The organism is Mycobacterium sp. (genome assembly GCF_032162605.1).
In the GTDB taxonomy this organism is placed as follows: domain Bacteria; phylum Actinomycetota; class Actinomycetes; order Mycobacteriales; family Mycobacteriaceae; genus Mycobacterium.
This window is the reverse complement of the sequence record NZ_JAVROT010000239.1, coordinates 1-12,911: the sequence shown is the minus strand read 5'-3', so window position 1 is coordinate 12,911 and position 12,911 is coordinate 1. Positions and strand designations below refer to the sequence as shown.

Here is a 12,911-nt window from a genome sequence, read left to right as displayed (position 1 = left end):
ACGCGGTGAAACTGGCGTCTGAGGGCGCCGACGTCATCGCCGTCGACCTGTGCGACCAGATCGCCTCCGTTCCCTACCCCATGGCCACCCCCGAGGATCTGGCTGCGACGGTGAAACTCGTCCAGGACATCGGCGGCCGCATCGTCGCCAGCCAAGCCGACGTCCGCGACCGCGCTTCGCTCAAGACCGCGTTGAAGGCGGGGGTCGAGGAGCTCGGCGGCCGCCTCGACATCGTGATCGCCAACGCCGGCATCGCCCCGATGGCGGGTGAGAACGCCTGGCACGACGTCATCGACGTCAACCTCACGGGTGTCCACCACACCGTGGACGTCGCGATGCGCCCGATGATCAAGGCAGGCAACGGCGGCGCGATCGTGCTGATCAGCTCGGTGATGGGACTGGTCGGCTTAGCCTCTCCGTTCGCCGGCTCCATCGGCTACGCCGCGGCCAAGCACGGCGTCGTCGGACTGATGCGCTCCTATGCGAATCTCCTGTCCCCGCAGAACATCCGGGTCAACTCGATCCATCCCGCCGGGGTGCGGACACCGATGATCGACAACGAGTTCACGCGGCAGTGGCTCAACGAGATGGCAGGCGGCGACGAGGGATCCTTGGACATGGCCGGCGCCGCGAACATGGAAACGGTCGAGCCGGAAGTCATCGCGGATACAGTCGCCTGGCTGGTGTCCGACACGGGCAAGCACATCTCCGGGGTCGCATTGCCCGTCGACGACGGCTACGTGAACAAGCGCTGACTCGTGGCGCGACACCCTGCGGCTGGCACGGCGTTCGGACCGATGGTGATCTCCGCGGTGGAGCAGCAAGAGCCGCTTGCCCGCAGGCTGGTCGACGACGATCTCGCAACGGCGTTCCTCCCGACGCCATTGCGGGCGTTCGTTCGCGCGACCGGCTGGGCGCCACTTCGGCGGAAGGTGATCGCCGCGTCCGAGCGGTCCGGACCCGGCCTGTGGACGAATCTCGCGTGCCGCAAGCGCTACATCGACGACAATCTGCGCGACTCGCTGAGCGACGTCGACGCCGTGGTGGTGCTGGGCGCGGGTCTCGACACCCGTGCCTACCGGCTCGCCCGTCACAGCGACATACCGATGTTCGAGGTCGACCAGCCGATCAACGTCGATCGCAAGAAGGTAGTTCTGACAAGGGTTTTCGGCACACCACCCGCCTCGGTGCGGGTGGTACCAGTCGACTTCGAGCGCGACGACCTGATGACCGTCCTCGCGTCAAACGGCTACGACCCCTCCGGTCGCACCTTCTTCGTGGGGGAGGGCGTCACCCAGTACCTGACCGAGGCCGCGGTGCGGGCCACGTTCGCGCACCTGTCCCACGCTGCCAGGGGCAGCCGAATCGACTTCACCTATGTGCGTTCCGACTTCATCGACGGCACCAACATGTATGGGGCCGCCGGCTTCTATCGAAGGGTCCGCGTCAAGAGCGAGCTGTGGAAGTTCGGTCTGCCGCCCGAGGGCATCGGGGACTTCCTGGCCGACTACGGCTGGCGGCTGATCGAACAGGCTGGTCCCGACGAATTCGTCGACCGTTACGTTCGGCCGACGGGGCGCGACCTCACCGCGTCACAGATCGAGTGGTCGGCCTACGCAGAGAAGACCTAGCAGAGAAGACCTAGTCGATCTCGAGAACCGTCGGCACGATCATGGGCTGGCGGCGGTATTTCTCCCCCACCCACTTGCCGATCGTGCGGCGCACCGCCTGGGCGATGCGCGCGGGATCGGTGACCTTCTCCGCGGCGAGCGATTGCAACGCTGCGTCGATCAGCGGCGCTACGGGTTCGAGCGCCTTGGGATCTTCTGAGAAGCCGCGTGAGTGCAGGTGTGGCGGAGCAGCGATCTTGCACGTGCCCCGACGAACGACGACGGTGACCGCGATGAAGCCCGAGGACAGCACCAGGCGTTCGCCCAACGTGGCGTCAACGACGTCGCCGGTGACCAGACCGTCGACGAATATCTTGCCCACCGGTACCGCGCCCGAGATCGACGCTTTGCCCGCGACCAGGTCGACGCTGACGCCGTTCTCGGCCACGACGATGTTCTCCGCGGGCACGCCCGACTTCTCCGCGAGCGCGGCGTTGGCCCGCAGGTGTCGCCACGTTCCATGCACCGGCATCACGTTGCGCGGCCGCACCCCGTTGTAGAGGAACAGCAGCTCGCCGGCGTAGGCGTGACCCGAAACATGGATGCGCACTTGGCCGTTGGTGACGACGCGAACACCGATCTTGGCCAGTGAGTCCAGAACGCCGAAGATCGCCTCCTCGTTGCCAGGGATCTGCGACGACGACATGATGATCAGATCACCCCGCGTCAGCGTGATGCTGCGGTGCTCGCCCCGCGACATCCGCGACAGGGCGGCCATGGTCTCGCCCTGGGTGCCGGTGGTGACCAGCGTGATGCGTTCCGCTGGAAGCATCTCGGCAGCGGCGATGTCGACCACGTCGTCGTCGTCGACCGTGAGGAAGCCGAGGTCCTTGGCGATCCCCATGTTGCGCACCATTGACCGACCGACGAACGACACCTTGCGGCCGAGAGCTACCGATGCGTCGATGATCTGTTGCACGCGAGCGACGTTGGAGGCGAAACAGGCGACGATCACACGACCTTCGGCGCCGCGGATGAGCCGGTGCATGTTCGGCCCGATCTCGCTCTCCGACGGTCCGACGCCCGGGATCTCGGCGTTGGTCGAGTCGCAGAGGAACAGATCGACACCGGCATCGCCGAGCCGCGACATGCCGGGCAGGTCAGTGGGCCGACCGTCCAGCGGCAGTTGATCGAGCTTGATGTCACCGGTGTGTAGCAGCGTGCCTGCGCCGGTGTAGACGGCGATGGCCAGGGCGTCCGGGATCGAGTGGTTGACCGCGAAGTATTCGCACTCGAAGACGCCGTGCTGGCTGCTCTGCTTCTCGGCGACCTCGATGAACACCGGCTTGATGCGGTGCTCACGACACTTCGCCGCCACGAGGGCCAGGGTGAACTTGGATCCCACCACGGGGATGTCGGATCGCAGCTTCAACAGGTGCGGAATGGCGCCGATGTGGTCCTCGTGGGCGTGGGTCAACACCAGCGCCTCGATGTCGTCGAGGCGACCCTCGATGTGACGCAGATCGGGCAGGATCAGGTCGACCCCTGGCTCGTCGTGTCCTGGGAACAACACTCCGCAGTCGATGATCAGCAGTCGACCGAGATGCTCGAGAACGGTCATGTTGCGGCCGATTTCGCTGATACCGCCCAGCGCGGTCACCCGGAGTCCGCCGGTTGCCAGTGGTCCTGGCGGCAGGAGGGCGGGGCTCGCCGACGGAACCGTCCCGCTGGGGTCGCCCGTAGCCGGAGCAGGCCCGCCGGCGACCTTCATCGGAGCACGCCGGCGGCCCGCATGTCTGCTGCCAGCATTTCGACCTGTTCGGCCGTCGCGGGAATCTGCGGCAACCGGGGCTCACCGGTGTCCAAGCCCAACAAGCGAAGTCCTGCCTTGGACATCGTGACGCCCCCGAGTCGATTCTGTGCTTCGTTGAGTGAGCCGAGCGCGATCTGAATCTTGCGGGCAGTCGCGATGTCTCCGGAAGTGAAGGACGACAACATCTCTCGCAATTGGCTAGCGGCGAAGTGACCCCAGACGCTGATGAATCCGGTGGCGCCCATGGCCAACCACGGCAGGTTCAGCGCGTCGTCGCCCGAGTAGTACGCCAGCCCGGTCTCCGCCATGATCATCGCGCCTCCGTGCAGATCGCCCTTGGCGTCCTTGATGGCGACGATGTTCGGGTGCGGCGCGATGGCGCGGACGGTGTCCCACTCGATCGGCACCGCGGAGCGCGGGGGGATGTCGTACAGGACGTTGGGTAATGCGGTCGCGTCGGCAACGGCGGTGAAATGGGCGATCAGCCCGGCCTGCGACGGTCGCGAGTAGTAGGGGGTGACGACCAGCAACCCGTGCGCGCCCTCCGCTTCGCACGCCTTTGCCAGGTGCACGCTGTGCGCCGTGTCGTAGGTGCCGGCTCCGGCGATGATCCGGGCGCGGTCGCCGACCGCTTCCAGGACCGCGCCGAGTAGCGCGATCTTCTCGTCGTCGGAGGTCGTCGGAGACTCGCCCGTGGTCCCGAAGACCACCAGGCCGTCGCATCCGGCGTCCACCAGGCGCTTCGCGAGTGCCTTGGCCGTGGCCAGGTCCAACGAGCCGTCCGGGCCGAACGGCGTCACCATGGCAGTCAGCACGGTGCCCAAGCGTGCATGGGAGTCGAAACCACTGGTGCTCACGCGGTTGAGATTACCCGCTCAACCCTGGCGTTCATGAGCACCTGCGCTCAGTCGGTCAGCATGCCCGCTCGACGCATCGCCGTGGAGATGTTCTCGAAGTCGATCCCGACGTGCGCGCGGGCCGCCGCATCGGCATCGTCGGCGCAGCCGTCTACGATCGCGTCGATCAATTCCTCGTGTTCGCCCAGGGACCGCAACTCCATCTCACGCATGGTGATTGGCTCGCCCCACAGGTGCGCCGGCGCGCCGATGCTGATGGATGCCTCCAGGTCGACGAGCACCTGCTTGAGCACTGCATTGTGGGCGGCGTCCATGATCGCCAGATGCAGTCTGCTGTCGGCCTGCTGGGCTGCCAATCCAGTGCTCGCGGTCCGGTACTCCTCCAGCGCGGCACGAAGGGTGGCCACGTCCTCCGTCGTCCTGGCATCCGCGGCGGCCCTGCACACCGCACCGTGTAACCGGGCGATCGCATCACACCGGTCCCGCAGTTCGGCCAGCCGCATCGACAGCGTGCGGCGGACCGCCTCGGTGGAGGACTCGGGCCACTGGTCCACGACGTAGGACCCGCCGCCACGTCCACGGCGGGTCTCGAGCAGTCCACGCTCGACCAGGCGCGCCAGTGCGGCACGGACCGTCATGCGTCCGACGCCCAGTGCTGCGGCGAGGTCACGCTCGACGGGTAGCCGGGCGCCGGGCAGGTACTCCCCGATCGCGATCGCCGTGACGAGCCTGTCGGTGATCTCGTCGACGCGCGAAGGCATCGCCAATTGGCGGGCGAGCATGCCCGATGGCCGCGCGGCGACGTGGTCGGCCATCGGTGCGCTCCCCTTCTCGTCGATACGGGAATGTTAATTCGTTCCAATTGGTCTTGCAGCGAGACCATTGGGGGTCCATTCTGATCGCCGTGCCCATTCGTACCCGCACCGTGCCGTTCCGGGACCTTGAGACGTGGGTCCGGATCACCACTCCGGAGGTGCCGAAATCCGGCGCTCGTCCCCTGTTCGTATTGCACGGCGGACCAGGGATGGCGCACGACTACGTGCGCAACATCGCCGAACTGGCCGACGAGACCGGACGCACGGTCATTCACTACGACCAGATCGGCTGCGGTCACAGCAGCCACCTGCCCGACGCGCCGCGCGAGTTCTGGGAACCGGCCTTGTTCGTCGACGAGTTCCACGCCGTGCGAACCGAACTGGGTATCGACCGCTACCACCTGCTGGGCCAGTCCTGGGGAGGCATGCTCGGCGCCGAGATCGCGGTGCGCCAACCCGAGGGGCTGGCGTCCCTGTCGATTTGCAACTCTCCCGCGTCCATGGAGCTGTGGATGGCCGCCGCCGCCCTGCTGCGCTCCGAGCTGCCGGAGGACACGCGCCACGCGCTGGATCGGCACGAAGCTGCAGCCACCGTCACCGACCCGGAGTACCTCGCGGCGACGCAGGAGTTCTACGTACGCCACGTCTGCCGCCTGACGCCCACGCCCCAAGACTTCCTCGACAGCGAAGCGCAGATGGCGGCGGAGCCGACGGTCTACCACACCATGAACGGGCCCAACGAGTTTCACGTACTCGGGACACTCAAGTCCTGGACGGTCATCGACCGACTCGACCGCATCCTCGTGCCGACGCTCGTAGTCGCCGGTGAGTACGACGAAGCCACCCCCGCGACATGGCGCCCGTTCGTCGAGCGGATCTCCGACGCCCGCAGCCACGTCTTCCTAGACGCCAGCCACTGCAGCCACCTGGAGAAACCCGAGGAGTTCCGCGCCGTCATCGCCGCGTTCCTCGCCGGCCACGACCCCGCCCCAGCCCGGGCCTGACCCTCGATCGATAGGACACTTGCATGGTCAACCCCGAGACGGACGCCCCAACCGGCCAGCGCAGCCTCGAATCATTCGGCTACACCCAAGAACTCAACCGGTCGGTGTCGACCGTGGACCTGCTGGTGTACGGGCTGGTCTTCATGGTGCCCATCGCGCCGTGGGCCATCTTCGGCACCGTCTACAACAGCGCGTCGGGCATGGTGCCGCTGGTGTACGTCATCGGGCTGGTGGCCATGGTCTTCACCGCCCTGGCCTACTCGCAGATGGCCAAGTCCTTCCCCTTGGCCGGCTCGGTGTTCTCCTACGTCGGTCGCGGTGTCCACCCCAGCCTGGGCTTCTTCGCCGGTTGGGCGATACTCCTGGACTACCTGCTGGTTCCGACGCTGCTCTACGTCTTCGCGGCCGAGTCGATGGTCGGTCTGTTCCCCGGCACTCCACGGTGGTTGTGGGCGATCGTCTTCGTCGTCGTGAACACCATCATCAACCTTGCTGGGATCGGTTCGTTGAAGATCGCCAACCGGATCTTCCTGGCCATCGAGCTGGTCTTCGTCGTGATCTTCGTCGTCATCGCGGTGCGCGCGATCAACGGGCAGAGCCTGCCCAACGTGGGTTGGAGCACGCTCCCGATCTGGGACTCCAGCACGGTGACCGCACCCCTGATAGCCAGCGCGCTGTCCATCGCAGTCTTGAGCTTCCTCGGGTTCGACGGCATCTCGACGCTGGCCGAGGAGTCCACGGGGCGGAAGAACCCAGCAGGTCGGGCAATGATCATCGCGCTCTTCGTGGTGGCGTTCCTGTTCATCTCGCAGACGTGGCTGGCCAGCTTGCTCGCCGGCGGCCGCGAGTCGTTCAGTGACGACGAGGCGGGCAACGCGTTCTTCACCCTCGTCCAGGCGGCCTCGAACACGGGCTGGATGAACGCGTTCTTCGCGGTCAACGTGATGGCGGTCGGGTTCGCCAACGCGATGGCCGCCCAGGCCGCCACCAGTCGGCTGCTCTACTCGATGAGCCGCGACGGCCAACTGCCCAGCTTCCTGTCCAAGATCAGCAGCCGCAAGGTGCCGATCTCCGCGATCCTCGTGGTCAGCGCGCTCAGCGTCGTGTTGGTGCTGTTCTTCGTCGGACAGATCGGCTTGATCTCGTCTCTGGTCAACTTCGGCGCATTGTTCGGGTTCTGCCTGTTGCACGTCTCGGTGGTCTGGTACTACCTGGTGCGCCAGAAGTCGAAGAACTACCTGCTGCACCTGGTGGTTCCCACCTTGGGTTTCCTGATCATCGGCTACGTGTTGTTCAACGCCGATTCACTGGCCAAGGTCGGCGGCCTGGTGTGGTTGGTCATCGGCGCGGTGGTGTTCGCGGTCAACGTCTTTCGCGGCAAGGGCGTTCCGGAACTGGCCGAGGAACAGTCCACGAAGGGCTGATCTCGGGTGCAGGCCTTAAGGTGAGCCATGGCAGCCACGACCATCGCTTCTCGCCTGCTCGACGTCATCGACGACGACATCCTTCCGCTCACCGAACGCGCCGTGGCCACGGGCAACAAGGTGTTCGGCGCGGCAATCCTGCGCAAGTCCGATCTGTCGCTGGTCATCGCCAGCACGAACGACGAGACCGTCTACCCACTCCTGCTCGGTGAGATCAACTCGCTGAACCAGTTTTACGAGCTTCGCGACCGACCACCGGTTCCTGAACTGGTCTTCCTCACCACCCACGAGCCCTGCACGCTATGCATGTCGGCGATCACCTGGGCGGGGTTCGACAACTACTACTACTTCTACAGCCACGAGGACTCCCGCGACAGCTTCGCCATCCCACACGATCTAGTGATCCTCAAGGAGCTGTTCGGGCTGGAGCCCGGCGGCTACCGGCGCGCCAACGCGTTCTGGACGGCGTACTCCATCCCTACGCTGATCGAAACCGAGGACGAGCCACTGCGCGGCCGGCTGCGCTCGAAACAGCAGCGCATCCGCGACCGGTATCAGGCACTGTCGGAGCAGTACCAGGAATCGAAGGGCGACAACGACATTCCGCTGAGCTGAGCCTGGCCGTGCTCGACCGGCCGCGCGTACCCGGTCCATAAAGCGACATCATTGGCGGTATCACCTTCCCGGCAGCTCCCACGTGGCGAAACGTGCGGCCCCAGGGGGCTGCCGAGCATCACCAGCGGCAACGCGCCCTATCACGAAACCGGCGCCATGCCGAGCCGCCCCAGCGCCCGCGACAGCGCAGGCACCAGGTCACCGCGCTCCCCCACCGTGACGTCGGTCAACCCCAGCCAGGACGCCATCGATTGCAGTTCGACCGCCAACGCCGTCGCCACGCGTACCGGGTCCTGTCCGGGTTCGGTGAAGGCCCCGACGACGTGCAACGCTGTGGATCCGTCGGAGCGCGTGCGTTCCGCCTTGAGGTCCACGCGTCCGACCAACCGGCCGTCGAGCAGGAACGGCCACACGTAGTAGCCGAACTGCCGCTTGGGCGCAGGAGTGTAGATCTCGATTCGGTAGTGGAAGTTGAACAGCCGCTCGACGCGGGGCCTGAAGAAGATCAGCGGGTCGAACGGGCACAGCAGCGCGGTGCCACGGTCGCTGCGCGGCACGCTCTGTCCCACGCGCAGGTACCCCTGCGCGGTCCAGCCATCGACGCCGACCTCTTCGAGCTCACCGGCGGACACCAGCTCGGCGATCGCGGGTTTTGCCTGCTTGGCGCCCAGCCGGAAGTAGTCCCGGATGTCCGCTTCGGTGGCCACCCCCAGCGCCGTCGCCGCGCGCAATGCGAGTTCGCGCACGGCGTCGTCATCATCGACTTCGCGAGCGACCACGTCGGGTGGCAGCACGTTCTCGGTGAGGTCGTAGTGCCGTGCGAACCCCACCCGTGTGGCAGTGGTGAGCACACCCGACGCGAACAACGCCTCGGCGACCCACTTGGTATCGCTGCGGTCCCACCACGGACCCTTGCGACCGCGTGGCTCCGACGCCAGGTGCGCCTCGATCTGGCCTGCGGTGCTAGGCCCCAGCTCGGCGACCGCGGCGATGACGTCGTCAGCCAGCTTTCCGTTCTTCCTCACGATCTCGGTGCCCCACCGGCCGTGGGTGTACTCGCGCATCCGCCAGCGCAGCAGCGGCCAGTCGTCGACCGCCATCAACGCGGCTTCGTGCGCCCAGTACTCGACCAGCAACCGCGGTGAGCGAGCAGAGTGGTTCCATGCGGCCCGTTCGAGGACGCTGCGGTCATACGGACCGAGCCTGCTGAACACCGGCGCATAGTGGGCGCGTACGGCGACCGACACCGAATCGAGTTGCAGCACCTGGATGCGCGAGATCAGCCGTCGCAGGTGCGAACGGTTGAGCACGCCAAGCGGTTTGGCTTCGGTGAAACCCTGCGCGGCGACGGCCACCCGGCGCGCCTGATCAGCGGTGAGGATCATGTTCGCTGATATCTGAGGAATCGGTAGCGGATGCCGGCGGCGCTGGTCAGCCAATCGCCCTCCGTGCCGACCCACGCCTCGTCGAGCACCGGCGCCACCGCGTCGTCGCGCTCCCTGGGCAACGTCACGTCGACTTCGGTGACCTCGCATCGGGTGGCCATCGGTAGGGCCAGCGCGTAGATCTGCGCACCGCCGATCACCCAGGTTTCGTCATCGGTGACATACCCCGAGTCGCTTCGCTCTCCCCCGCAAGCGGGGGGACCCCCGGCACCGGTGAGCGCTGCCTCGAGGCTGCTCACCACCGTCGCTCCGTCTGCCACGTAGTCAGCTTGCCGGGTGACTACGACATTTCTGCGCCCCGGCAGGGGCTTGACCTTCGCGGGCAGGGACTCCCAGGTGAGACGCCCCATGACCACGGTGTGGGCAAGAGTGATTTCCTTGAACCTGGCCTGATCCTCGGGTAGCCGCCATGGAATGCCGTTGTCGCGGCCGATGACCCCGGAGGTCGATTGGGCCCAGATCAGCCCTACCGTCATGCCCGACATTCGGTTCTGCAAGCAAACCTCATACGGCCACGGGGGCCTTGATGCCCGGGTGGGGGTCATAGTTGACGATCGCCACGTCGTCGTAGGTGTAGTCGAATATCGAATCACGCTGCGCGAGAACCAGTTCCGGATACGGTCGCGGGTCGCGGCTCAGCTGCAACCTCACCTGCTCGACGTGGTTGTCGTAGATGTGGCAGTCGCCACCCGTCCACACGAACTCACCGACCGCCAAGCCTGCCTGGGCCGCCATCATGTGCGTGAGCAGGGCGTAGCTGGCGATGTTGAACGGGACGCCGAGGAAAAGGTCCGCGCTGCGCTGGTACAGCTGGCACGACAACTTGCCGGCCGCCACGTAGAACTGGAAGAACGCGTGACACGGCGGCAGGGCCATCTGCGGGATCTCGCCGACGTTCCACGCGGAGACGATGTTGCGCCGGGAGTCGGGGTCGGTCTTGAGCAGGTCGAGTGCGGCACTGATCTGGTCGACGTGCTCACCCGACGGAGTCGGCCAGGACCGCCACTGCACACCGTAAACCGGGCCGAGATCGCCTGTCTCGCTGGCCCATTCGTCCCAGATGGTGACGCCGTGCTCCTGTAGCCACCGCACGTTGGAGTCACCGCGGAGGAACCACAGCAGTTCGTAGACCACCGACTTGAGGTGCACCTTCTTGGTGGTGATCAAGGGGAACCCGGCGGCGAGGTCGTAGCGCAGCTGGTGGCCGAACAGACTGCGGGTGCCGGTGCCGGTGCGGTCGGACTTGGGCGTACCGGTTTCGAGAACGAGCCGCAGCAGATCCTCGTAGGGCGTCGGAAGCGGCACTCGGTCAGTTTACGTCCAGCGGCGTGGAGTAGAACGGAGGCCATGCCGACGATCACCGACACCATCACCACGTCCGACGGAACGTGTCCGGTCACGCTCGCCACGCCTGGGGGCTCAGTTTCCAGCGGACCGTGGCCCGGCGTCGTGATGTACCCGGACGCCGCGGGACGGCGTCCGGTCATCGAGGAAATGGCTCAGAAGCTGGCCGGCTATGGCTACGCCGTGCTGGTGCCGGATATCTTCTACCGGGCCGGCGACTGGGCGCCGTTCGACATCAACACCGCCTTCGGCGATCCCGAGGAACGCACGCGCCTGATGTCGATGATGGGCAGCATCACCCCAGAGATAATGGCCAGTGACGCGGCGGCATTCTTCGACTACCTCGAATCCCGACCGGAAGTCAGCGGCACCGCGTTCGGCACCACCGGGTACTGCATGGGTGGACGGACGTCCCTGGTGGTAGCCGGCCGCGTCCCCGAGAGAGTGGCGGCAGCGATGTCGTTCCACGGCGGTGGCCTCGCGTCCGACGATCCGGGCAGCCCGCACCTACTGGCCGACCAGATCCGCGCCGCCGTCTACGTCGCGGGCGCCGAGAACGACAAGTCGTTCACCACCGAACAGGCCGAGACCCTGGACAAGGCGCTGACCGCAGCAGGCGTCGAGCACACCATCGAGTTCTATCCCGCGGCCCACGGGTTCGCGGTGTCCGATCACGCGGGCATCTACGATCCCGACGCCGCCGAGCGGCACTGGAAGGCGATGGAGAGCTTCTTCGGCGCGAAGCTGGGCTGAGTGCTTCTCCGACCCGTTTTGCCTCGTCCTCACCCGGTAGGCGACGATTGACCCGTGTATGACCAGGCCACCGGCAATGACCCGGGTTCCCATCAGGACCCCTCGGACCCCGGGTTTCGCATCGACCCGGTACTGGCCAGAAGCTGGCTCCTGGTCAACGGCGCGCAGTACGACCGGTTCGCGCCGGCAGCGCACTCGCGCGCCGACATCGTCGTCCTCGACATCGAGGATGCCGTCGCACCAAAGGACAAGCCCGCCGCCCGCGACAACGTGCAGCGGTGGCTGGGTGAAGGCCACGCCGACTGGGTCCGCGTCAACGGCTTCGGCACCCGCTGGTGGGCCGATGACCTCGAGATGCTGGCCGACTCCCCGGTCGGAGGAATCATGCTGGCGATGGTCGAATCCGTGGATCACGTCATCGAGACGGCCAAGCGGCTGCCCGACGTACCGATCGTCGCCCTCGTCGAAACCGCCCGTGGACTAGAACGCATCACCGAGATCGCCGCGACCAAGGGGACCTTCCGGCTGGCCTTCGGCATCGGCGACTTCCGCCGCGACACGGGTTTCGGCGACAACCCGGCAACTCTTGCCTACGCGCGGTCGCGTTTCACGATCGCGGCGAAGGCGGCCCACCTGCCCAGCGCGATCGACGGGCCGACCATCGGCTCGAGCGCGCTCAAGCTCATCGAGGCCACCGCCGTCTCCGTCGAGTTCGGAATGACCGGCAAGATCTGCCTGACACCCGATCAGTGTCCGTCGGTCAATGAAGGCCTGTCCCCCTCCCAGGACGAGATCACTTGGGCAGGAGAGTTCTTCGAAGAATTCCAGCGCGACGGCGGCGAGATCCGCAACGGTTCGGACCTACCCCGCATCGCGCGTGCCACCAAGATCCTGGACCTGGCGAAGGCGTACGGCATCCACTCGTCCGAGTTCGGCGACGACCCCGATCACGTGCCCGCGCCGTCGGACACCTACCACTACTGACCGTCGCGGTGGCGGCTGAATGACCGCAGCGCGCGCAGGATTCCGCGGCTGGCATACATGGCTGCCACGATCGACACGACGATCATCACGATGAACATGACCAGCCAGTTGCTGCGGCTATGGCTCACGTTCCACCAGATGATCGTGAAGAGCACCGCGCACACGAAGACGACGATGTCGCGCCAGTTGCCGCGGTAGGACTGGGCGACCTCGAGCAGCGACCGGTTCTTGTCGACGGCCGCGATCA

Annotated in this window: 13 protein-coding genes and 1 pseudogene; 7 read left to right on the top strand and 7 right to left on the bottom strand. The window is 66.2% G+C overall.

What is annotated here, in order from left to right; genetic code table 11:
* Together QOI01_RS14550 and QOI01_RS14545 are read left to right on the top strand one after the other, a co-directional pair.
* A partial coding sequence (locus QOI01_RS14550; protein WP_526382031.1) for a mycofactocin-coupled SDR family oxidoreductase occupies window positions 1-755 on the top strand: 755 nt, incomplete at its 5' end.
* 3 nt (window positions 756-758) lie between these two features.
* Window positions 759-1,631, top strand: a complete 873-nt coding sequence (locus QOI01_RS14545; protein ID WP_526382029.1) for an SAM-dependent methyltransferase — start codon at window positions 759-761, stop codon at window positions 1,629-1,631.
* 10 nt (window positions 1,632-1,641) lie between these two features.
* Here the strand turns inward: QOI01_RS14545 and QOI01_RS14540 are convergent, their stop codons facing one another.
* The 3 genes from QOI01_RS14540 to QOI01_RS14530 are packed head-to-tail and all read right to left on the bottom strand — an operon-like array spanning window position 1,642 to window position 5,095.
* On the bottom strand, window positions 1,642-3,381 hold the full coding sequence (locus QOI01_RS14540) for a ribonuclease J (RefSeq protein WP_526382027.1): 1,740 nt from the start codon (window positions 3,379-3,381) through the stop codon (window positions 1,642-1,644).
* A complete protein-coding gene (gene dapA / locus QOI01_RS14535) occupies window positions 3,378-4,280 on the bottom strand; it encodes a 4-hydroxy-tetrahydrodipicolinate synthase (RefSeq protein WP_526382025.1) in 903 nt (300 codons plus the stop codon). Before dapA ends, QOI01_RS14540 begins: the two co-directional genes overlap by 4 nt.
* A 47-nt stretch (window positions 4,281-4,327) precedes the next feature.
* On the bottom strand, window positions 4,328-5,095 hold the full coding sequence (locus QOI01_RS14530) for a FadR/GntR family transcriptional regulator (RefSeq protein ID WP_526382023.1): 768 nt from the start codon (window positions 5,093-5,095) through the stop codon (window positions 4,328-4,330).
* Window positions 5,096-5,184: 89 nt separating this feature from the next.
* On the opposite strand from QOI01_RS14530, the gene QOI01_RS14525 reads away from it, so the two are divergent.
* Genes QOI01_RS14525 through QOI01_RS14515 form a run of 3 tightly spaced genes read left to right on the top strand, consistent with a single transcriptional unit; the run spans window position 5,185 to window position 8,138 of the window.
* Window positions 5,185-6,099, top strand: coding sequence for a proline iminopeptidase-family hydrolase (locus tag QOI01_RS14525; protein WP_526382021.1), 915 nt, complete (start codon window positions 5,185-5,187; stop codon window positions 6,097-6,099).
* 23 nt (window positions 6,100-6,122) lie between these two features.
* Window positions 6,123-7,523, top strand: coding sequence for an amino acid permease (locus tag QOI01_RS14520; protein ID WP_526382019.1), 1,401 nt, complete (start codon window positions 6,123-6,125; stop codon window positions 7,521-7,523).
* Window positions 7,524-7,550: 27 nt separating this feature from the next.
* Window positions 7,551-8,138, top strand: coding sequence for a cytidine/deoxycytidylate deaminase family protein (locus QOI01_RS14515; protein WP_526382017.1), 588 nt, complete (start codon window positions 7,551-7,553; stop codon window positions 8,136-8,138).
* Between the two features lie 140 nt (window positions 8,139-8,278).
* Here QOI01_RS14515 and QOI01_RS14510 read toward each other — a convergent pair whose 3' ends face one another.
* The 3 genes from QOI01_RS14510 to QOI01_RS14500 are packed head-to-tail and all read right to left on the bottom strand — an operon-like array spanning window position 8,279 to window position 10,888.
* Window positions 8,279-9,523, bottom strand: a complete 1,245-nt coding sequence (locus QOI01_RS14510; protein ID WP_526382015.1) for a winged helix-turn-helix domain-containing protein — start codon at window positions 9,521-9,523, stop codon at window positions 8,279-8,281.
* Window positions 9,520-10,059 carry a dihydrofolate reductase gene (locus QOI01_RS14505; RefSeq protein ID WP_526382013.1) on the bottom strand — a complete coding sequence of 180 codons (540 nt, stop codon included), beginning with the start codon at window positions 10,057-10,059 and terminating at the stop codon, window positions 9,520-9,522. Before QOI01_RS14505 ends, QOI01_RS14510 begins: the two co-directional genes overlap by 4 nt.
* A gap of 28 nt (window positions 10,060-10,087) precedes the next feature.
* Window positions 10,088-10,888 (bottom strand): thymidylate synthase, encoded by an 801-nt coding sequence (locus QOI01_RS14500; RefSeq protein WP_526382011.1) that lies wholly within the window; start codon window positions 10,886-10,888, stop codon window positions 10,088-10,090.
* A gap of 42 nt (window positions 10,889-10,930) precedes the next feature.
* On the opposite strand from QOI01_RS14500, the gene QOI01_RS14495 reads away from it, so the two are divergent.
* Both QOI01_RS14495 and QOI01_RS14490 read left to right on the top strand, forming a co-directional pair.
* Window positions 10,931-11,680: a dienelactone hydrolase family protein gene (locus tag QOI01_RS14495; protein WP_526382009.1), complete on the top strand. Its 750-nt coding sequence runs from the start codon at window positions 10,931-10,933 to the stop codon at window positions 11,678-11,680.
* A 54-nt stretch (window positions 11,681-11,734) separates the two neighbouring features.
* Window positions 11,735-12,664 (top strand): HpcH/HpaI aldolase/citrate lyase family protein, encoded by a 930-nt coding sequence (locus QOI01_RS14490; RefSeq protein WP_526382007.1) that lies wholly within the window; start codon window positions 11,735-11,737, stop codon window positions 12,662-12,664.
* Here QOI01_RS14490 and QOI01_RS14485 read toward each other — a convergent pair.
* A pseudogene (locus QOI01_RS14485) lies at window positions 12,658-12,911 on the bottom strand (hypothetical protein); the annotation flags it as partial. The gene QOI01_RS14490 and the pseudogene QOI01_RS14485 overlap by 7 nt on opposite strands.

Coding starts and splice junctions, on each gene's coding strand:
- QOI01_RS14495 (WP_526382009.1), top strand. CDS start 10,931: ATGCCGACGATCACCGACACCATCACCACGTCCGACGGAACGTGTCCG.
- QOI01_RS14530 (WP_526382023.1), bottom strand. CDS start 5,095: ATGGCCGACCACGTCGCCGCGCGGCCATCGGGCATGCTCGCCCGCCAA.
- QOI01_RS14540 (WP_526382027.1), bottom strand. CDS start 3,381: ATGAAGGTCGCCGGCGGGCCTGCTCCGGCTACGGGCGACCCCAGCGGG.
- QOI01_RS14520 (WP_526382019.1), top strand. CDS start 6,123: ATGGTCAACCCCGAGACGGACGCCCCAACCGGCCAGCGCAGCCTCGAA.
- QOI01_RS14505 (WP_526382013.1), bottom strand. CDS start 10,059: ATGACGGTAGGGCTGATCTGGGCCCAATCGACCTCCGGGGTCATCGGC.
- QOI01_RS14515 (WP_526382017.1), top strand. CDS start 7,551: ATGGCAGCCACGACCATCGCTTCTCGCCTGCTCGACGTCATCGACGAC.
- QOI01_RS14510 (WP_526382015.1), bottom strand. CDS start 9,523: ATGATCCTCACCGCTGATCAGGCGCGCCGGGTGGCCGTCGCCGCGCAG.